Origin of the sequence: Macrococcus hajekii (assembly GCF_004359505.1) — a bacterium.
GTDB classification, from domain to species: Bacteria; Bacillota; Bacilli; order Staphylococcales; family Staphylococcaceae; genus Macrococcus; species Macrococcus hajekii.
The window spans coordinates 1-19223 of the sequence record NZ_SCWE01000007.1 but is presented as its reverse complement, the minus strand read 5'-3'; the positions used below and the strand labels follow the sequence as shown (position 1 = coordinate 19223).

The window sequence follows — 19223 nt, the reverse complement described above, 5'->3', positions numbered from 1 at the left end:
GGAGGCTGTCTGTTTTTTTATATGCTTAAAATCGGTATAATAGAAATAATGAACTGTAAATGGAGGTTCCTATGAAATGTATAATCGGGCTCGGAAATATCGGGCGTAAATATAATAACACAAGACATAATATCGGTTTCATGGTTATAGATGCTTTTTGTGAGAAGCATGGACTGGAATTAGACAAGCAGAAGTTCAATGGCTTGTACACCATTGCTACGATTAATGGCGAGAAGGTGCTGCTGATAGAACCTATGACTTATATGAATGCATCTGGTGAAGCAGTCCGTCCGCTTCTGGATTATTATCAGGTCCCGACAGAAGATATTCTCGTTCTTTATGATGATCTGGATATGCCGCCAGGGCGTCTGCGTTTAAGACCAAAAGGGTCAGCAGGTGGACATAACGGCATTCGTTCACTTATTCACCATTTAGGGAGTGATGTATTTAAACGTATTCGTATCGGTATTGGAAGACCACCAGGTCGAATGAAAGTACCAGATTTTGTGCTGCAGAAATTTTCGGCAGAAGAGATGATCACTATGGACCTCGTGATAGACCGCACGATAGAAGCATGTGAAACTTTTTTATCCGGAGAACGATTTGAAAATGTTATGAATCAATATAATGGTGATGTGAATTGAAACCTATCATTTCCAATATTGTTCAGCGAGATCAGCGCTTTAAGGAATTATCAGAAGTCTTCAGCCAGAAGAATTTACTGATTACCGGTCTTAATCCTTCAGCAAAAGCAGTGATGATGGCTGAGCAATATTTAGCACATGACCGCCAGATGGTGATTATTACGAATAACCTTTATCAGGCAGAACGACTCGAAAATGATTTAGGCCAGCTTATACCGGCAGATGAACTCTATAAATATTCGGTCCAGGATATTATGATTGAGGAATTCTCTACGAAGAGTCCAGATTTAATGAGTGAGAGAATCCGGACATTGACTCGTCTGTCTAATGACAGTAAGGGTCTATTTATCATACCGATCAACGGACTTAAGAAATTGCTGAGCCCGAAAGAATTATTTAAAGTTCATGTGATTCAATTACAATTAAGTATGGATATTGAACTTGAAGCTTTTCAGCAGCAACTTGTCGATATGGGATATATCAGACGCAATCAAGTGACAACAGTAGGCGAATTTTCCGTTCGCGGTGGTTTAATTGATGTATTTCCGATGATCGGACGTCCGATTCGTATTGAACTGTTTGATACAGAGATAGATAGCATTCGCTATTTTGATGCAGATACCCAGCGATCAGAAGAAAATGTTGAACGTGTTGAGATTACAGCTGCGAGTGAGTTTATTTTTAACGATGAGCAGATTGAGCGGATAAGAACAGGTCTAAAAGCAGCACTCGACGAAACTGAGAAAAAACTATCAAAAGAAGCAAAGCAGGATCTGCATGAAACTTATGACAATTTGATTTCACATTCAGCTGAGCTTCTGGATCATAATATTTTAAGAAGAGCGATTAAATTTGCTTATCCGGAAGAAACGACTATCGTCGATTACTTAATGCCGAATGCACTTGTCGTAGTAGATGAATATAATCGTGTGAAAGAAGCGGAACAATCGATGACACGAGAAATAGAAGAATTTCAGCAGTCGTTGATTGAAAGCGGTCGTGGGTTTATCGGTCAGCGCTTTATTAACGACGATGCTTTTCATCAATTACTGAATCATTTTACGACTACTTTTTTCACTCTTTTCACTGCAACGATGCCTGTCAAGATTGAAGAAATCGTAAAGTTTTCATGTAAACCAGTTCAGCAGTTCTATGGTCAATATGATCTGATGTTTTCAGAATTCGACCGTTTTAGAAAGCAGGATTATACAATGGTTGTTCTCGCATCCAATCCAACACGTAAAAAGAAAATACAGGATATGCTGCTTGATATGCAGTTACCTGTTGCAGTTGAACGCACGGCGGAACCGGGAATTGCAATTATTACAAGTGGTGATTTATCGGAAGGTTTTGAATTACCTTACATGAAGCTTGCAGTGATTACAGAGCGCGAGCTTTTTAAGCTACGTAAAGAGAAACCGAGACGTAATCAAAAAAAGCTATCCAATGCTGAAAAAATAAAATCTTATCAGGAACTCAATGTGGGTGACTACGTTGTACATATTTACCACGGGGTAGGACGTTACCTGGGTGTTGAGACGCTTGAAGTTAATCAGATTCATAAAGATTATATTAAGATTCAGTACAAAGGAACGGATCAGCTTTTCGTACCTGTTGATCAAATGTCCTATGTCCAGAAGTTTGTCGGCTCAGAAGATAAAGAACCTAAGCTGAATAAAATGGGCGGTACAGAATGGAAGAAGACGAAGGCAAAAGTCCAGCAAAGTGTCAACGATATCGCGGATGAGTTGCTGAAACTTTATCAGGAACGTGAACGTGTAGCAGGCTATCAATTTGGTCCTGACACCGAAGAACAGAATACTTTTGAAATGGACTTTCCTTATGAACCAACTGAAGATCAGGTGCGTTCACTTGAGGAAATTAAAGAAGATATGGAAAAAGTGAAACCGATGGACCGCCTACTATGTGGCGATGTGGGTTATGGTAAGACAGAAGTAGCTGTTCGTGCAGCATTTAAGGCAGTGATGGACGGGAAGCAAGTTGCGTTTCTTGTGCCGACAACGATACTCGCACAGCAACATTACGAAACGATTCTGGAACGGATGCAGGACTATGCAGTTGAAATTCAGATGATGAGTCGTTTCAGAACAGCAAAGGAAATCAAAGCAACAAAAGAGGGCTTAAAATCTGGTTTCGTCGATATTGTGGTGGGTACGCATAAATTACTAAGTAAAGACGTGATTTATAAAGATCTCGGTCTGTTGATTGTGGATGAAGAACAGCGGTTCGGTGTAACACATAAAGAAAAAATTAAAGCATTGAAAACCAATGTCGATGTACTCACGCTTACAGCAACACCGATTCCGAGAACTCTGCACATGAGTCTGCTCGGTGTACGAGATCTATCTGTTATTGAAACACCGCCTGAAAACCGCTTTCCTGTACAGACTTATGTACTGGAATATCAGCATAACTTCATTAAAGAAGCGATTGAGCGTGAGTTAGCACGTAATGGGCAAGTATTTTATCTCTATAATCGTGTTTCTACTATTTACCAGAAAGCGGAACAACTACAGACGATGCTGCCGGAAGCAAATATTGCTGTTGCGCATGGTCAGATGTCAGAGCGAGAATTAGAAGAAACTATGCTCGGCTTTATCAATGGTGAATATGACGTGCTCGTCACAACGACCATTATTGAGACGGGTGTTGACGTGCCGAATGCGAATACGCTTATTATTGAAGATGCAGATCGTTTCGGACTCAGTCAGCTTTATCAGCTTAGAGGACGAGTCGGCCGGAGTAATCGTATCAGTTATGCTTATTTCCTGCATGCACCGAACAAAGTACTGACAGAAGTGGCAGAACAGCGACTGCAGGCCATTAAGGAATTTACTGAGCTCGGTTCTGGATTTAAGATCGCTATGCGTGACCTCAACATCCGGGGTGCTGGTAATCTGTTAGGTCGACAGCAGCATGGCTTTATCGACTCAGTAGGTTATGATCTGTATTCTGAGATGCTGCAGCAGGCAGTGAACGAAAAACGAGGGATTGAGCCTGAACAGCGACGTCCAGAAATAGAAGTCGATGTGCAGGTGGATGCCTATATTCCAGCTGAATATATTCGCGAGGAACAAGCAAAAATTGAATTCTACAAGAAGCTCCGTCACATTCAGACAGAACAGGAACTGCTGGACGTTATGGATGAGATGACCGATCGTTACGGTGATTACCCTATCGAAGTGGAGAGACTGCTGAACATCGTTAAAGTTAAAATCAATGCTTTCCAGTTAGGGATTACGAATGTGAAAGAAAAGCCTAAGGAAATTGAGATAACGGTATCTGCAGCTTCGACGGCTAGAATAAATGGTGAGAAGCTCTTTAAGGATAGTGAAAGTTTTGGACGAGACTTAAAAGTAGGCGTCACTGACAATCAGATGTTATTATCTTTAAAAAAACGGGGCAACTGGTTGCAATCACTCGTACAGTTGACCGATGTTATGCAAGGAAGTATTGAAATCAATGGCGAGGAATAGTGCCTTTAATTCAGTCATTGTACTGACAGTGACCATGCTGCTCGTGAAAATTCTGAGCGCTATTTACCGTGTACCTTATCAAAATGTGTTAGGTGATGCAGGTTTATATGCCTATCAGCAAGTATATCCTGTTGTAGCCATTGTCGCAGTTTTAAGTTTGAATGCTATCCCGAGTGTCATTAGCCAGTTCAGCAGTGAGTATGCGAATAAAGTTTATCGATTACTGAGCATCAGCAGTCTAGGAATCTTAATGGTCCTGCTGTTACTCAGTGGTTTCATTGCAAAGTTGATGGGAGATCCTGCCCTTACAACGATGTTCAGAGTTTCTCTTCTCGTACTCCTGCCGTTTAGTTTCGTTGCGGTGGCACGAGGAGAGCTACAGCGAGCAGGTGATATGAAGCAGATCGCCATCTCACAACTGATCGATCAGATGTTGCGGGTGTCTGTTATTATGCTGGCTATCTATTTATTTACGCGAGGATGGTCTATTTACGAAAGTGGCATGCTCAGTTTATGGGGTTCATTTTTAGGTTTAAGTGGTGCCTGGCTCTATTTGAAAAGTAAAAAGAAAACAATAAAGCCTGAAAGTCGTCTTCAGCCGAATGAATTGAAGCAATTCCTGCTGCTTACTTTATTTTATGCGCTAAGTTATCTAATTATGATTCTATGGCAGCTAGTAGATAGTTTTTCGGTATTAAATCTGTTGAAGCAGGCGGGTTACAGTCTGGCTGAAGGTAGAGAACTAAAAGGGATTTATGACCGAGGTGCCTCTTTTATACAGATGGGATTAATCGTCACGACATCATTTGCACTTGTTTTAATCCCTCTTTTGGCTGAAAGTAAGCGTATGATGAGGTTGAAGGAAATGAATCATTATGCAAGTTCAGCACTGAAAATCACTATTATTTTCAGCAGTGCAGCAAGCATTGGACTCCTAAATCTGATCAAACCATTCAATCTCTTTTTATTTAAAAGTGATACACAGGCACTGACACTTGCTGTCTATATGCTTGCTATTATTTTTGTATCGCTTATTATTATGTTCACAGCAATGCTGCAGATTACGGAGGACTATGCTGTACAAGGTTTAGGTGTAACAGTGGGACTGCTGATGAAAATTGTGCTGAATATACTCCTGATTCCACGTTTTGGTATACTAGGAGCAGCAATTGCCACAGTCAGTGGACTAATAGTCTATGCCTGCATTCTGTACAGTAAAATCGCAAAAGGTTATACATGGGCATTTAAAACCTTTTTAGTGCGCTGGACATTGACGCTTGTCCTCATGTCAGTAGCATTACAAGGGATTGTTCTGTTACCTTATAGTGATAGAATGAGTGCGTTGCTCGTTTCACTGTCAGGTGTCTGTGCAGGTGTTGTGATTGTTCTTTTTGCACTGATTAAGTTTAGAATAATAACAGCTGAAGAATGGATGCTTCTGCCTTTTGGAGATTATATCATTAGATTTATGAAGTGAGGGAAAGCATGAATAAAATAACAGTTATCGGTCTTGGTAATTATGGAATTGACGAACTGCCGTACGGTATATATAAACTACTGACACAGAACAGAAAAGTATATGTTAGGACAATGAAGCACCCCGTTATTGAGGCATTACCTGAAGTAGACTGGCATAGTTTTGATGCTATCTATGAAAAACATGATCAATTTCCAGCAGTGTATCAGGAAATTGTAGATGTATTGAGTGATGCGAGTGAAAATGAAGATATTCTATATGCAGTGCCGGGCCATCCAATGGTAGCAGAGTCTACTACTCAGTTACTGCTGGAGCGAGGTAAAGACATAGAAATCAAAGGCGGAAAAAGTTTTATTGATGACTTGTTCACTGCGGTAAAAGTAGATCCTAATGATGGCTTTCAGATGCTGGATGCAACGGCTTTTGATGGACGTCAGCTGAACATACGCATCGGTTTAGTGGTCACGCAGGTGTATGATCAGATTGTGGCAAGTGATCTCAAGGTGACACTGCTTGACTATTATCCAGCGGAACATCCTGTTAAAGTGATAACAGCTGCAAGAAATGAAGGCGCAGAAGTAAAGGAAATTCCGTTGTTTGAACTGGATCATGACTTTGAAGAAAGCAATCTGACGAGTCTCTATATTCCACCAGCAGAAGGACAGGGCCTGTACGGAGAAATTTCAGAACTGCATAGTGTAATGACTATACTTATCAGCCCGGAAGGTTGTCCGTGGGATCAGAAGCAGACACATGCATCGCTACGCCGTTATCTGATTGAAGAGAGCTTCGAATTTATGGAGGCAGTCGATGAAGATGATATCGAACACATGATTGAAGAGCTAGGTGATCTGTTGCTGCAGGTCGTATTCCACGCCGCACTTGCCAGAAGAGATGAATCATTTGATTTGAGGGAAGTCACTCAAGGCATCACAGATAAAATGGTGCGTCGCCATCCTCATGTATTTAGAGACGCGGTCGTCAATAATCTTGATGACTTAACACAGGTATGGGAACAGGAAAAGAAAAATGAAGGTAAGAAAAAACGTGAAGTTAAGATGGAGAAACAGTTCGCTGATCTCTTCATGACACTCTACGATAAAGTAAAAGAAGGCGCTTCTCTAGAGGAAGCGGTGAAGGAGGTTAATTATGAGACTTGATAAATATTTAAAGGTGTCACGTCTGATTAAACGTCGTACACTGGCGAAAGAAGTAAGCGATCAAGGTAGAATCACAATCAACGGCAATGTAGCTAAAGCATCTTCAGTTGTTGCGGTTGGAGATGAACTGGTTATCCGACTGGGTCAGCGCATCATCACTGTAGAAGTAACCGGGTTATCAGAACATGCCACTAAAGATAATGCGAAGCAGATGTTTGAAGTGAAAAAAGAAGAGAAAATTAATTCTGCGCCAGAATAGGAGGCAGATTCATGGCTCGTAAAGTGAAACAAATCGATAATGCTTATACTAGAGATAGAAGGATTCAGCTGAAAGTAAGTAAAGTTGTCCGGAAGAGACTGATGGTCTTTGGCGGGTTCCTGCTTGCGATATTATTATTTCTGTCTATTCTGCTTATTGTTCAGATGAATCAGAACCGAGAGTTGAAGACGGCTTATCAGACTAAAACTGAAGAGCTCAAGAAATTAAAAGACCGTGAGATGGCACTTAAAGAAGAACTTAAGCAGTTAAACAGTAAAGAATATATTACAAAAGTTGCGCGTAGTGAATATTTCCTGAGCAATGATGGTGAAATTATTTTTAAACTGCCGGAAGAAGACACAGAAAAATAGCGAGTCGGTTGTTATTTCCTAGGATGAAGCATATAATAAGTTAAGGATAAAATATCAGGAGGATTTAGCAAACTTATGTCAATTGAAGTCGGTAGTAAGTTAAAAGGTAAAGTTACAGGTATTAAGAATTTCGGTGCGTTCGTTGAATTACCTGAAGGTAAAAGTGGCCTTGTCCATATCAGTGAAGTCGCTGATAGCTATGTAGAAAATGTAGCGGATCATCTGCAGATGGGACAGGAAGTAGAAGTTAAAGTTCTGTCAGTCGGAGATGATGGCAAAATCAGTCTGTCGATCAAGAAAGCAAAAGATCGTCCAAAACCGCAAGCAGCACCAAAACAAGAGAAGAAGCCCGAAGATTTCGAAAAGAAACTTTCTAATTTCCTTAAAGATAGTGAGGAAAGACTTACTTCTGCAAAACGCCAGACAGAACGTCGGGGCGGAGGCGCGCGCCGTTAGTCACTAGTATGAGTAAAAGATTGTCTCGAATGAGGCAGTCTTTTGTTATTTCAGGAGGTGCAGAATGGAAACTAAGTGGAGACGAACAGATCATGTAGCCATTGCCGTCTCTGGTGGTGTGGATTCAATGGTGCTGCTTGATAAAGTCAGATTAACTGGTCGCTATAAAACTTTAACTATTCTGCATATCCATCATGGATTAAGAGCGCAATCCGATGAAGAAGCAGAGATGATTCAGACCTATGCGGAGAAGCATCAGCTGAAATTTCTGATGCACCGAATCCCTGCTGACTATTTTAATCCTCATCACAGTATACAGAATGCTGCACGGGATTACCGCTATCAGTTTTTTGATGAGATGATCAGGCGTCATAATATTGATTGTCTGCTGACGGCTCATCATCGGGATGATCAGAATGAAACTATTTTATTTCGGTTACTCACAGGTCGCTTCTTTACACAGCCCCTTGGAATGGCAGCGGAGACTGAGGATAGAGGTTACACAATCTATAAACCACTACTTAATGAATCCAAAATTGAATTGTACGAATATGCTGAGGAAAATAAGGTGCCCTATAAAGAAGATCAGTCGAATAGGGCAGCGGATTATACGAGAAATGCGATCCGGCTTCAGCTGCTGCCTGTCATCGATAATATTGACCATCTATCCGCTGACCATCTTTCTGAGCTGGCAGAATGGCAGCAGGAGATGCTGTCACTTGTGGAGATGCAGGCATATACAATTATTGAAGTCTTTACAAGCAGAGGGTACTACAACCGGCAGGAGTTCAGTCAGCTGCCTAAAGCAGTCCAGCGACAAGTCTTGATAGGGCTTTCGCAGCAGGAGAAAAAATTCATTTCACTATCGCATCATTATCTGGACGAAATCATCCGAGTCATCACAAGTACAACTTCACAGGCTGACTATGTATTGACGGAGCATCTGTACTTCGTAATAGCATATGACAAGGTGTATTGCATGGAGCAGAGTAAGCTCGTTAAGACGCTCGATATTTCATTACCCGGGCAATATGAATTTAATGGCTATATGATTGAACTAATAGAGCCGATAACTGATATAATCAATGTAAGAGTGTTGCAGCGAGGTGATAGAATCAAAATGAATGGTCACAGTCAGAAACTCAATCGAATCATGATTGATGCGAAGGTGCCGAATGCATTACGCAGTCGGATGCCAGTCATTTCCGTTCAGAATGAGATTATTGCAGTCGGACACTTGAAACGGAATCAACATCCAGTCAATGAAAAGCTTATCATTAATTATAAAGGAGCAGAATAATATGCATAATGATATTGGAAGTATTGTATTAACAGAGGAACAAATTAAAGCTGCCTGCCAACGTCTCGGTAAACAATTGACAGCAGACTATCAGCATACCGTACCTTTATGCGTGGGTATCTTAAAAGGCTCTGTCTTATTTATGACAGACTTAATCAAAGAAATTGATACTCACGTTGAAATGGATTTTATGGATGTATCGAGCTATCACGGCGGCATGGAATCAACAGGAGAAGTGAAAATCCTTAAGGATTTAGGCACATCTGTTGAAGGACGTGATGTAATTATTATTGAGGACATTCTTGAGACAGGTACAACCCTTAATTCAATCATCGACCTTCTGAGTTATCGAAAAGCTAACTCTATCGAAATTGTGACCTTACTCGATAAACCTTCAAAACGCAAAGTGGATATTCAGGCAAAATATGTGGGTGAAAAAATTCCAGATGATTTTGTAGTGGGTTACGGACTTGATTACCAGGAAAAGTATAGAAACTTACCTTATATCGGATTGCTTAAGGAAGAAGTCTATCGTTAATTTGAATACTTTGACTATTTTTGATTTTTTAAGTTTAATTAGTAGAGAGTTAATATCAAAATATGTTAAAATTTCATCTAGCTTTACAAATGAGTAGGAGGACAATGTGAATGCAAAAAGCCTTACGTAATGTCTTGATGATAGCCTTGTTTGGTATCGTCATTTTTGGGGTTTTCTCTTGGATTAACGGTAACGGTGCCTTGCCGAAACCTATCACATATACTAAATTGATGACTGAACTTGAGAAGGGTAATGTTGAAGAACTGACATTACAGCCTGAACAAAACGTTTATTTAGTGAGTGGTAAGTTAAAGGATGCCAAAGAAAATGAATCATTTACTTCAGTTGTACTTTATAACAACGAAGAAGATTTAAAGCGTATTACTGATATCGCTGAATCTAATAAAGGAAAAATGGAATTTAACATCAAACCAGCTGATAAAGATAATGTCTTTTTAGGTTTAATGTCGACTTTACTGCCTCTTTTATTGCTTGCTTTCTTCGTTATCTTCTTTTTATCACAATCGCAAGGTGGCGGCGGTGGCGGCCGTGTGATGAACTTCGGTAAATCTAAAGCTAAACTTTATGATGACAAAAAGAAAAAAGTCCGCTTTACAGATGTTGCAGGAGCGGATGAAGAGAAACAGGAACTTGTTGAGATTGTTGATTTCCTAAAAGACAATCGCAAATTCAAAAAAATGGGTGCACGTATTCCCAAAGGTGTCTTACTCGTCGGTCCTCCAGGGACAGGTAAAACGTTGCTTGCACGTGCAGTGGCTGGAGAAGCGGGTGTACCTTTCTTCTCAATCAGTGGTTCAGACTTCGTTGAGATGTTCGTCGGTGTCGGTGCAAGCCGTGTTCGCGATTTATTCGAAAATGCGAAAAAGAATGCCCCTTGTATCATCTTCATCGATGAAATCGATGCAGTCGGTCGTCAACGTGGTGCCGGTGTCGGTGGGGGTCACGATGAACGTGAACAAACATTGAACCAGTTACTCGTTGAGATGGACGGCTTCGGTGAAAATGAAGGTATTATCATGATTGCCGCGACCAACAGACCTGACATTCTTGATCCGGCATTACTTCGTCCGGGTCGTTTTGATAGACAGATTCAAGTTGGACGTCCTGACGTTAAGGGTCGTGAAGCGGTTCTTAAAGTACATGCGCGTAATAAACCGCTTGATGAAACTGTGGATATTAAGGCACTCAGTCAGCGTACACCTGGTTTTTCAGGTGCAGATTTAGAAAACTTACTGAACGAAGCTGCTCTTGTAGCAGCGCGTCAAGGCAAAGAAAAGATCGATATGCGTGATATTGATGAAGCGACAGACCGCGTTATTGCAGGTCCTGCTAAGAAATCACGTGTGATCTCTGAGAAAGAACGTAATATCGTTGCCTGGCATGAAGCAGGTCATACAGTAATCGGTAAAGTGCTGGATGAAGCAGAGATGGTTCATAAAGTAACAATCGTTCCACGTGGCCAGGCTGGCGGCTATGCGATGATGTTACCAAAGCAAGATCGTTACTTCATGACAAAACCTGAGCTACTCGACAAAATTGTCGGTTTACTGGGTGGGCGTGTTGCGGAAGAAATTACTTTCGGTGAAGTTTCTACTGGCGCACATAATGACTTCCAACGTGCAACAGGTATTGCTCGTAAAATGGTTACTGAATATGGTATGAGTGATAAACTTGGACCTCTTCAATTCGGTACAAGCGAAGGCGAAGTTTTCCTTGGTCGTGATATGGGTCATGAACCTAATTATTCTGATCAAATTGCTTATGAAATCGATCTTGAAGTCCAACGTATTATCAAGGAATCTTATGAGCGTTGTAAGCAGATTCTGACAGAGCACCGTCCACAACTCGATCTGATTGCTGAGACATTATTAGTCGAAGAGACATTAGTGGCGAATCAGATTGATAGTTTATTCCATCAAGGGACATTGCCAGAAGTGAGTTATGATGATTCACACCTCTATCATATGGATGATGACCGTGTTAAAGTTCGTACAACCGATGAGCGAGTCATTATCAAGGATAATGAAAGTGATGCAACTGTGGAAAATGACAAAGTGGGCTCATCTTATGAAGACGTGAAACGTGAACTTCAGGATGATGAGGAAACTCGAGATGAAAATAATAATGAGCCGGATCCGAAGATTGACCGATTAGATAAAGACAAATTTTAATAGATAATCCCTTTCCTCTTATCGCAAGATGAAAGGGATTTTTTAAAGGAGAATATAAATGACACAAGATTATTTAGTTAGAGCGCTTGCATTTAATGATGAGGTACGTGCATTTAGCGTACGTTCAACAGATACTGTACAGGAAGCCCAGGCGAAACATTATACATGGCCGACTGCATCAGCTGCACTGGGTCGTTCGATGACTGCCGGACTGATGATGGGTTCTATGCTTAAAAATGAGGAGAAATTAACTATTACGATTAATGGTGGAGGTCCAATCGGCCAGATTATAGTAGATGCCAATGGTAAAGGTGAAGTGAGAGGTTACGTTACAAATCCTCAGACACACTTCGATTTAAATGAACACGGTAAACTGGATGTGGCACGTGCAGTGGGTACAACTGGTTCACTTAATATTGTAAAAGATATTGGTATGCGTGATTTCTTTACCGGTTCTACGCCGATTGTTTCAGGTGAACTTGGGGAAGATTTTACTTACTATTTTGCGACGAGTGAGCAGGTACCATCCGCAGTCGGATTAGGTGTCCTGGTGAATCCTGACAACAGCATTAAAGCGGCTGGTGGATTTATTATCCAGCTGATGCCAGGTGCTTCTGAAGAAACGATTAGCGCGATTGAACAGCATATTGGTATGATGGAACCTGTCTCAAAACTAATCGATAAAGGCTTATCGCCGGAACAAGTACTGGAAGAAGTACTCGGTGAGGACAATATTCGTATCATTGATCGCATGGATGTAGAATTCAAATGTAATTGTGGAAAAGAGAAATTTCTGACAGCTATTAAAGGGCTAGGGACAGCTGAAATCGATAGTATGATTGAAGAAGATGGTGGTGCAGAAGTAGAATGTCATTTCTGTCGTGAGAAATATCATTTCAATGTTGAAGAACTAGAGGCATTAAAGGAAGCTTAATCCTTTTAAGTCCAGTAGAGAAATGTTACACTTAATCCGATAACAATACTATGTTTTGAGGTGGATATAAATGAGTAAACGCGTCAATAATATTACTGAAGTAATCGGCAACACGCCGCTCGTTAAATTAAACAAAGTGGTTCCAGAAGGAGCTGCTGATATTTATGTCAAACTTGAATATCAAAATCCTGGTTCATCTGTAAAAGATCGTATCGCATTAGCAATGGTAGAAGCTGCTGAAAAAGAAGGTACACTGAAACCGGGAGATACGATTATCGAACCTACATCAGGTAATACAGGAATCGGGCTCTCGATGGTCGCAGCAGCAAAAGGTTATAAAGCTGTACTCGTAATGCCTGATACAATGAGTCAGGAAAGACGTACACTTTTACGTGCTTACGGAGCAGAACTTGTTCTGACACCTGGTGCGGATGGAATGAAGGGCGCTATTGCCAGAGCGAACGAGTTAAAAGAGGAGAAGGGTTACTTTATGCCACAGCAATTCGAAAATATGGCGAACCCTGAAGTTCATAAAAGAACAACGGGTCCTGAAATTGTGTCTGCAATGGATGGTCTGTCAATCGATGCATTTATCAGTGGTGTCGGTACGGGTGGTACACTTTCTGGAGCGGGCAGCGTCATTAAGGAGAGTCATCCGAACGTAGAAATAGTAGCAGTAGAGCCTGTTGATTCACCTGTCCTGAGCGGTGGTAAGCCGGGGCCTCATAAAATCCAGGGAATCGGTGCAGGATTTGTGCCGGGTACGCTTAACACAGAGATGTACCAGACTGTCATGCAGGTAGGCAACGAAGAATCTATGGAAATGAGTCGACGTGTTGCGCGTGAAGAAGGAATTTTAGGTGGTATTTCTTCAGGTGCAGCGATTCACGCAGCGATTAAGAAAGCAGAAGAACTGGGCGCAGGTAAGAATGTAGTCGCTATTTTACCAAGTAATGGCGAGCGTTACTTATCTACACCTCTCTATGCTGAATATCATTAATTTTTAATTTTCGGGCTATCTGATTAGAGATAGCCCGTTTATTTGTTATAATTGATACATTATGGAGGGTGAGACGATGACTTTAATAATGGGAATTTTGAACGTGACCCCGGACTCGTTTTCAGATGGTGGCAAATATAATAGTGTGGAACAGGCTGTCAGACGTGTAGAAGAGATGATTGAAGAAGGCGTCGATATTGTTGATATAGGCGGCATTTCGACACGTCCGGGTTTTAAGGAAATATCAGTGGAAGAGGAGCTGGAACGTGTAATAGATGTCGTAAAAGCTATCCGTTCCTATGATGTCCTGATTTCTGTTGATACATATCGCAGCGAAGTAGCTGAGGCCGTATTGAAAGAAGGCGCTGATTTTATTAATGATCAATGGGCGGGGAAATATGATCCTGCTATTTTTGATGTTGTAGCAAAATACGATGCAGGTATTTTTCTCATGCATAATGCTGAAGAAGAACTCCAGACAGATGATATTATGGAAACGATGATTGATGATCTGCTCATGCAGGTGGACCTTGCACTTGAAGCGGGTATTAAAGAGGATAATATCTGGCTTGATCCGGGTATCGGCTTTGCTAAATCTCGTCAGCAGGAGCTTGAAGTGATGAGACGTCTTGATGAGCTATGCAGTGTGGGTTATAAAGTGCTGCTCGCTACGAGTCGCAAAAGGATGGTGAAAGAACTGCTCGATGATGGTCTGCCGGCTGATAAAAGAGATGAGGGAACAGCAGCTACGACAGCGTGGGGTATTATGCACGGAGTTGAAGCTGTGAGAGTTCACAATATCTCAATGAATAAAAAGCTTGCTAAAGTCACAGACCGGCTGAGAGGAAATTATAATGGATAATATTTTTCTTAATGGTATGAAATTTTATAGCTACCACGGCGTGTTTCAGGAAGAAAATAAACTGGGACAGATTTTTATTGTGGATGCGGTGCTATCACTTGATTTAAAAGAAGCGGGGTCTACTGATGACCTTGAGGCCACTATCAATTACGGTGAAGTGTATGATCTGATTGATCAAGGGATGAAAGAACCTTCTAAACTGCTCGAACATGTAGCGGAGCGAATCAGCACCGTATTATTTAGCAAGTATCATCGCCTTGAAGAAGTGAAGATTAAAATAACTAAACAAAATCCACCTATCGCTGGTCATTATGATGGAGTGGGTATTGAAATCCATCGTGTGAGGTAGTATAATGTCTACTATTTACTTGAGTCTTGGCAGCAATATAGGAGACCGTGCAGCACAATTGAGGAAAGCACTTGAGCTATTAGGTAATGAAGTGCAGGTCGATACAGTATCATCTGTCTATGAGACGGCACCAGTAGGGGGCGTCGAACAGGCAGATTTTTATAATATCTGTGCAGTAGTCACAACTGACCGTTCACCTGAAGAAATGCTGTTGCTCTGTCAACAGATTGAAAAACAGCTAAATCGTGTAAGAATTGTACACTGGGGGCCGAGAACAATCGACCTTGATATTCTGATGATTGATGAACAGATTGTTGATCAACCCGACCTTAAAGTCCCTCATCCTTATATGACAGAACGCAGTTTTGTATTGATTCCGCTTGCAGAAATTGCAGCTGATGCTATACACCCCGTGCGTAAGCAACCCATCAAGGACCTTGTATTTGAAGATCGAGATGTAATGAAAACTAAAGTGAGGCTATAATTATGTGGAAAATTGGCGATATTGAAATCAATAATAAAGTCGTACTGGCTCCAATGGCAGGTGTCTGTAATGCGGCATTTCGTCTGACCGTAAAAGAATTCGGTGCTGGGCTTGTCTGTGCAGAGATGGTCAGTGATAAGGCGATATTATTCAACAATGAAAAAACAATGAAGATGCTGTATATCGATGAGAATGAAAGACCATTATCTCTTCAGATTTTTGGGGGTGAAAAAGAGACGCTCGTTGAAGCAGCGAAATATGTAGACCAGAATACCACAGCAGATATTATCGATATTAATATGGGCTGTCCGGTGTCTAAGATCATTAAATGTGAAGCAGGCGCACGCTGGCTGCTCGATCCACCGAAAATCTATGAAATGGTGTCGGCGGTAGTAGAAGCAGTGAGTAAGCCCGTTACTGTTAAGATGCGTATCGGCTGGGATGACGATCATATCTATGCAGTAGAAAATGCGAAAATGATTGAGAAAGCAGGCGCTTCTGCCATTGCCGTCCATGGACGAACACGTGTGCAGATGTATGAAGGCCACGCAGACTGGAATATCATCAAGCAGGTTAAAGAAGCGGTCTCTATTCCGGTTATCGGTAATGGCGATGTTACATCACCAGAACGCGCTAAACAAATGCTGGATGAGACAGGTGTGGATGCTGTTATGATCGGACGTGAAGCGCTAGGTAATCCATGGATGATTTATCGTACCGTTCACTATCTTGAAACCGGAGAACTGAAACCAGAACCTTCTATCTCTGAAAAGATGGATGTCGCTGTTCTTCATTTGGATCGTCTTATCCATTTAAAAGGGGAAAAGATTGCTGTTATGGAAATGAGAAAACATGCTTCATGGTATCTAAAAGGTATTAAAGGTAATGGTAAGGCACGAAAACTCATCAATACAGCAGAGACACGCGATGAATTAGTTGATATACTAAGAACATTCGAGCAACATGTGCTAGACGAAACTAAAGTAGCAGAAGGAGTGTAACAATGACTGAAGAATTAAATGATCAGATGCTCGTCCGACGTCAGAAAATGCAGGATTTAATTGATCTTGGAATCGATCCTTTCGGACAGAAATTTGAACGTTCAGCAACTGCAGCAAGCCTGACTGAACAATGGGACCAGTTCTCAAAAGAAGAGTTACATGATAAAGAAGAAGAATCACATGTCACGATTGCGGGCCGTATTATGACAAAACGAGGCAAAGGTAAAGCAGGGTTTGCACATCTTAAAGACTTATCCGGACAGATCCAGATCTATGTCCGTAAAGATGCAGTCGGAGATGAACAGTTTGATTTATGGAATAATGCTGATTTGGGTGACATCGTAGGAATTGAAGGTGTGATGTTTAAGACTAATACAGGTGAATTATCTGTTAAAGCGAAATCATTTACGATGCTTGCTAAAGCACTTCGTCCATTACCGGATAAATTCCACGGTCTTCAGGATGTTGAACAACGCTATCGTCAGCGCTATCTTGATCTGATTACGAGTGATGAGTCTACACAGACATTCATTACACGTAGCCGTATTATTCAGGAAATGCGTAACTACTTGAATCAAAAAGGATTCCTTGAAGTAGAAACGCCTATGATGCACGCGATTGCGGGTGGTGCGGCTGCGCGTCCATTCGTCACACATCATAATGCACTCGATATGACGCTTTACATGCGTATCGCGATCGAACTTCATTTAAAGCGTCTGATTGTCGGTGGACTTGAGAAAGTCTACGAAATAGGTCGTGTATTCCGGAATGAAGGAATTTCTACGCGTCATAACCCTGAATTTACAATGATTGAGCTGTATGAAGCATATGCGGACTATAATGATATTATGGATTTGACAGAAGAACTTATCGCTTATCTTGCTGAAAAAGTGACAGGTTCAACAACAGTCACTTATGACGGGGAAGAAATTAATCTTGCACCGAAGTGGCGCAGATGGCACATGGTTGATGCAGTTAAAGAATACACAGGTGTTAACTTCTATGATGTTAAGTCTGATGAAGAAGCGCATCAACTTGCAAAAGAACATGGTATTGAAGTCAAACCAACAATGAAATATGGTCATATCCTAAATGAATTCTTCGAACAGAAAGTGGAAGAACAACTTGTGCAACCTACATTTATATATGGCCACCCTGTAGAAATCTCACCACTTGCTAAGCAGAATCCAGAAGACAAACGATTTACAGATCGTTTTGAGCTCTTCATCGTACGTCGTGAACATGCCAATGCCTTCACTGAACTGAATGACCCTGTGGACCAAAGACAGCGTTTTGAAGCGCAGATGGTAGAGAAAGAAGAAGGCAACGATGAAGCACATGAAATGGATAATGATTTCATTGAAGCGCTTGAGTATGGTATGCCACCAACAGGCGGGCTAGGCATCGGTATTGACCGGCTTGTTATGTTGCTGACAGATTCAGCGTCTATCCGCGATGTCCTTCTTTTCCCTTATATGAGACATAAATAATTGATAAAATACTGTCGCTTAGCTGGCAGTATTTTTTTATGCAAAAAATATGATGAAAAGTATTGACTTTGTTTAAGAAATTATATAATATTAAAAAGTCGCTTGAGACAGGAAACAAACATTCTTAAAGCAAACGTAAAGTTTGTTAATGGAGTGTAAAATTTACTGTTGAAATATTAATAACAAGCGCGTATAATTCATTAAGTACTGAAATTTGCCTGGTGACGATGGCAGAGAGGTCACACCTGTTCCCATACCGAACACAGAAGTTAAGCTCTCTAGCGCTGATGGTAGTTGGACTTACGTTCCGCGAGAGTAGGACGTTGCCGGACAGATTCATATCGGAGGATTAGCTCAGCTGGGAGAGCATCTGCCTTACAAGCAGAGGGTCGGCGGTTCGATCCCGTCATCCTCCACCATTTAATATTATGCCGGAATAGCTCAACTGGTAGAGCAACTGACTTGTAATCAGTAGGTTGAGGGTTCAAGTCCTTTTTCCGGCACCATTTCTTCTTGAGCCATTAGCTCAGTTGGTAGAGCATTTGACTTTTAATCAAAGGGTCAGAGGTTCGAATCCTCTATGGCTCACTATTAATAATTTTGCGGAAGTAGTTCAGTGGTAGAATACAACCTTGCCAAGGTTGGGGTCGCGGGTTCGAATCCCGTCTTCCGCTCCATTATTTCTAAATTAACATCATACTTATTCATAAGTCGCCGGGGTGGCGGAACTGGCAGACGCACAGGACTTAAAATCCTGCGGTAAGTGATTACCGTACCGGTTCGATTCCGGTCCTCGGCACCATTTAATTTTATAAGCGCCCGTAGCTCAATTGGATAGAGCGTTTGACTACGGATCAAAAGGTTAGGGGTTCGACTCCTCTCGGGCGCGCCATTTATTTATTAGCTACGGGAAGTAGCTCAGCTTGGTAGAGCACTTGGTTTGGGACCAAGGGGTCGCAGGTTCGAATCCTGTCTTCCCGACTTACTAATATATGGGGGCTTAGCTCAGCTGGGAGAGCGCCTGCTTTGCACGCAGGAGGTCAGCGGTTCGATCCCGCTAGTCTCCACCATTTATTATTAACATGAACATTGAAAACTGAATGACAATATGTCAACGTTAATTCCAATAATTTGAGTAGCATTTATGCTATTCCCAAGAGTGACTGGCTCAAGCAGTCAAAGAGCTTTATCAAGCAATCTATTATGGAG

The 19223-nt window shown here is 41.4% G+C and carries 17 protein-coding genes, 8 tRNA genes and 1 rRNA gene; all 26 read left to right on the top strand.

Annotated elements, in window-relative coordinates; translation table 11 throughout:
* Window positions 1-71 precede the first annotated feature (71 nt).
* The 26 genes from pth to ERX37_RS10765 all read left to right on the top strand — a co-directional run bounded on the left by pth (window position 72) and on the right by ERX37_RS10765 (window position 19084).
* A complete protein-coding gene (gene pth / locus ERX37_RS10890) occupies window positions 72-644 on the top strand; it encodes an aminoacyl-tRNA hydrolase (protein ID WP_133430702.1) in 573 nt (190 codons plus the stop codon).
* On the top strand, window positions 641-4141 hold the full coding sequence (gene mfd, locus ERX37_RS10885) for a transcription-repair coupling factor (RefSeq protein WP_133430701.1): 3501 nt from the start codon (window positions 641-643) through the stop codon (window positions 4139-4141). The genes pth and mfd overlap by 4 nt, the downstream gene beginning before the upstream one ends.
* Window positions 4128-5618, top strand: coding sequence for an oligosaccharide flippase family protein (locus ERX37_RS10880; RefSeq protein WP_165982043.1), 1491 nt, complete (start codon window positions 4128-4130; stop codon window positions 5616-5618). The genes mfd and ERX37_RS10880 overlap by 14 nt, the downstream gene beginning before the upstream one ends.
* An 8-nt stretch (window positions 5619-5626) precedes the next feature.
* Window positions 5627-6778, top strand: a complete 1152-nt coding sequence (locus ERX37_RS10875; RefSeq protein WP_133430699.1) for a MazG nucleotide pyrophosphohydrolase domain-containing protein — start codon at window positions 5627-5629, stop codon at window positions 6776-6778.
* Window positions 6768-7037 carry an RNA-binding S4 domain-containing protein gene (locus ERX37_RS10870; protein WP_133430698.1) on the top strand — a complete coding sequence of 90 codons (270 nt, stop codon included), beginning with the start codon at window positions 6768-6770 and terminating at the stop codon, window positions 7035-7037. The genes ERX37_RS10875 and ERX37_RS10870 overlap by 11 nt, the downstream gene beginning before the upstream one ends.
* 11 nt (window positions 7038-7048) lie before the next feature.
* On the top strand, window positions 7049-7408 hold the full coding sequence (locus ERX37_RS10865) for an FtsB family cell division protein (RefSeq protein WP_133430697.1): 360 nt from the start codon (window positions 7049-7051) through the stop codon (window positions 7406-7408).
* Between the two features lie 75 nt (window positions 7409-7483).
* Window positions 7484-7864, top strand: coding sequence for a S1 domain-containing RNA-binding protein (locus ERX37_RS10860; protein WP_133430696.1), 381 nt, complete (start codon window positions 7484-7486; stop codon window positions 7862-7864).
* Window positions 7865-7928: 64 nt separating this feature from the next.
* Complete coding sequence (gene tilS / locus ERX37_RS10855; protein WP_133430695.1) at window positions 7929-9164, top strand: tRNA lysidine(34) synthetase TilS; 1236 nt, start codon at window positions 7929-7931, stop codon at window positions 9162-9164.
* Window position 9165: 1 nt separating this feature from the next.
* On the top strand, window positions 9166-9702 hold the full coding sequence (gene hpt / locus ERX37_RS10850; RefSeq protein ID WP_133430694.1) for a hypoxanthine phosphoribosyltransferase: 537 nt from the start codon (window positions 9166-9168) through the stop codon (window positions 9700-9702).
* A gap of 110 nt (window positions 9703-9812) precedes the next feature.
* A complete protein-coding gene (gene ftsH, locus ERX37_RS10845) occupies window positions 9813-11894 on the top strand; it encodes an ATP-dependent zinc metalloprotease FtsH (protein WP_133430693.1) in 2082 nt (693 codons plus the stop codon).
* Between the two features lie 58 nt (window positions 11895-11952).
* Entirely contained in the window at window positions 11953-12828 is an 876-nt protein-coding gene (gene hslO / locus ERX37_RS10840; RefSeq protein WP_133430692.1) for an Hsp33 family molecular chaperone HslO, read from the top strand.
* A gap of 70 nt (window positions 12829-12898) precedes the next feature.
* Window positions 12899-13828 carry a cysteine synthase A gene (gene cysK / locus ERX37_RS10835; RefSeq protein WP_133430691.1) on the top strand — a complete coding sequence of 310 codons (930 nt, stop codon included), beginning with the start codon at window positions 12899-12901 and terminating at the stop codon, window positions 13826-13828.
* Between the two features lie 76 nt (window positions 13829-13904).
* On the top strand, window positions 13905-14690 hold the full coding sequence (gene folP / locus ERX37_RS10830; RefSeq protein WP_133430690.1) for a dihydropteroate synthase: 786 nt from the start codon (window positions 13905-13907) through the stop codon (window positions 14688-14690).
* Complete coding sequence (gene folB, locus ERX37_RS10825; protein ID WP_133430689.1) at window positions 14680-15039, top strand: dihydroneopterin aldolase; 360 nt, start codon at window positions 14680-14682, stop codon at window positions 15037-15039. Before folP ends, folB begins: the two co-directional genes overlap by 11 nt.
* A gap of 4 nt (window positions 15040-15043) precedes the next feature.
* On the top strand, window positions 15044-15523 hold the full coding sequence (folK, locus tag ERX37_RS10820; RefSeq protein WP_133430688.1) for a 2-amino-4-hydroxy-6-hydroxymethyldihydropteridine diphosphokinase: 480 nt from the start codon (window positions 15044-15046) through the stop codon (window positions 15521-15523).
* 2 nt (window positions 15524-15525) lie between these two features.
* Window positions 15526-16524, top strand: coding sequence for a tRNA dihydrouridine synthase DusB (dusB, locus tag ERX37_RS10815; RefSeq protein ID WP_133430687.1), 999 nt, complete (start codon window positions 15526-15528; stop codon window positions 16522-16524).
* A gap of 2 nt (window positions 16525-16526) precedes the next feature.
* Window positions 16527-18014, top strand: a complete 1488-nt coding sequence (gene lysS, locus ERX37_RS10810; protein ID WP_133430686.1) for a lysine--tRNA ligase — start codon at window positions 16527-16529, stop codon at window positions 18012-18014.
* 217 nt (window positions 18015-18231) lie between these two features.
* Window positions 18232-18346 (top strand): 5S ribosomal RNA (gene rrf / locus ERX37_RS10805).
* Window positions 18347-18357: 11 nt separating this feature from the next.
* Window positions 18358-18433 (top strand) — tRNA-Val (locus tag ERX37_RS10800).
* Between the two features lie 11 nt (window positions 18434-18444).
* Window positions 18445-18520: transfer RNA gene (locus ERX37_RS10795), tRNA-Thr, on the top strand.
* Window positions 18521-18529: 9 nt separating this feature from the next.
* Window positions 18530-18602 (top strand) — tRNA-Lys (locus ERX37_RS10790).
* A 14-nt stretch (window positions 18603-18616) separates the two neighbouring features.
* A tRNA-Gly gene (locus tag ERX37_RS10785) sits at window positions 18617-18691 on the top strand.
* Between the two features lie 36 nt (window positions 18692-18727).
* Window positions 18728-18816 (top strand) — tRNA-Leu (locus ERX37_RS10780).
* Window positions 18817-18829: 13 nt separating this feature from the next.
* Window positions 18830-18906: transfer RNA gene (locus ERX37_RS10775), tRNA-Arg, on the top strand.
* 15 nt (window positions 18907-18921) lie between these two features.
* A tRNA-Pro gene (locus ERX37_RS10770) sits at window positions 18922-18995 on the top strand.
* Window positions 18996-19008: 13 nt separating this feature from the next.
* Window positions 19009-19084 (top strand) — tRNA-Ala (locus ERX37_RS10765).
* Window positions 19085-19223 lie beyond the last annotated feature (139 nt).

Bases quoted from the DNA above. Each gene is read 5' to 3' on its own strand.
- pth (WP_133430702.1), top strand. From the start codon at position 72: ATGAAATGTATAATCGGGCTCGGAAATATCGGGCGTAAATATAATAAC.
- ERX37_RS10880 (WP_165982043.1), top strand. From the start codon at position 4,128: ATGGCGAGGAATAGTGCCTTTAATTCAGTCATTGTACTGACAGTGACC.
- ERX37_RS10875 (WP_133430699.1), top strand. From the start codon at position 5,627: ATGAATAAAATAACAGTTATCGGTCTTGGTAATTATGGAATTGACGAA.
- ERX37_RS10870 (WP_133430698.1), top strand. From the start codon at position 6,768: ATGAGACTTGATAAATATTTAAAGGTGTCACGTCTGATTAAACGTCGT.
- ERX37_RS10865 (WP_133430697.1), top strand. From the start codon at position 7,049: ATGGCTCGTAAAGTGAAACAAATCGATAATGCTTATACTAGAGATAGA.
- ERX37_RS10860 (WP_133430696.1), top strand. From the start codon at position 7,484: ATGTCAATTGAAGTCGGTAGTAAGTTAAAAGGTAAAGTTACAGGTATT.
- tilS (WP_133430695.1), top strand. From the start codon at position 7,929: ATGGAAACTAAGTGGAGACGAACAGATCATGTAGCCATTGCCGTCTCT.
- hpt (WP_133430694.1), top strand. From the start codon at position 9,166: ATGCATAATGATATTGGAAGTATTGTATTAACAGAGGAACAAATTAAA.
- ftsH (WP_133430693.1), top strand. From the start codon at position 9,813: ATGCAAAAAGCCTTACGTAATGTCTTGATGATAGCCTTGTTTGGTATC.
- hslO (WP_133430692.1), top strand. From the start codon at position 11,953: ATGACACAAGATTATTTAGTTAGAGCGCTTGCATTTAATGATGAGGTA.
- cysK (WP_133430691.1), top strand. From the start codon at position 12,899: ATGAGTAAACGCGTCAATAATATTACTGAAGTAATCGGCAACACGCCG.
- folP (WP_133430690.1), top strand. From the start codon at position 13,905: ATGACTTTAATAATGGGAATTTTGAACGTGACCCCGGACTCGTTTTCA.
- folK (WP_133430688.1), top strand. From the start codon at position 15,044: ATGTCTACTATTTACTTGAGTCTTGGCAGCAATATAGGAGACCGTGCA.
- dusB (WP_133430687.1), top strand. From the start codon at position 15,526: ATGTGGAAAATTGGCGATATTGAAATCAATAATAAAGTCGTACTGGCT.
- lysS (WP_133430686.1), top strand. From the start codon at position 16,527: ATGACTGAAGAATTAAATGATCAGATGCTCGTCCGACGTCAGAAAATG.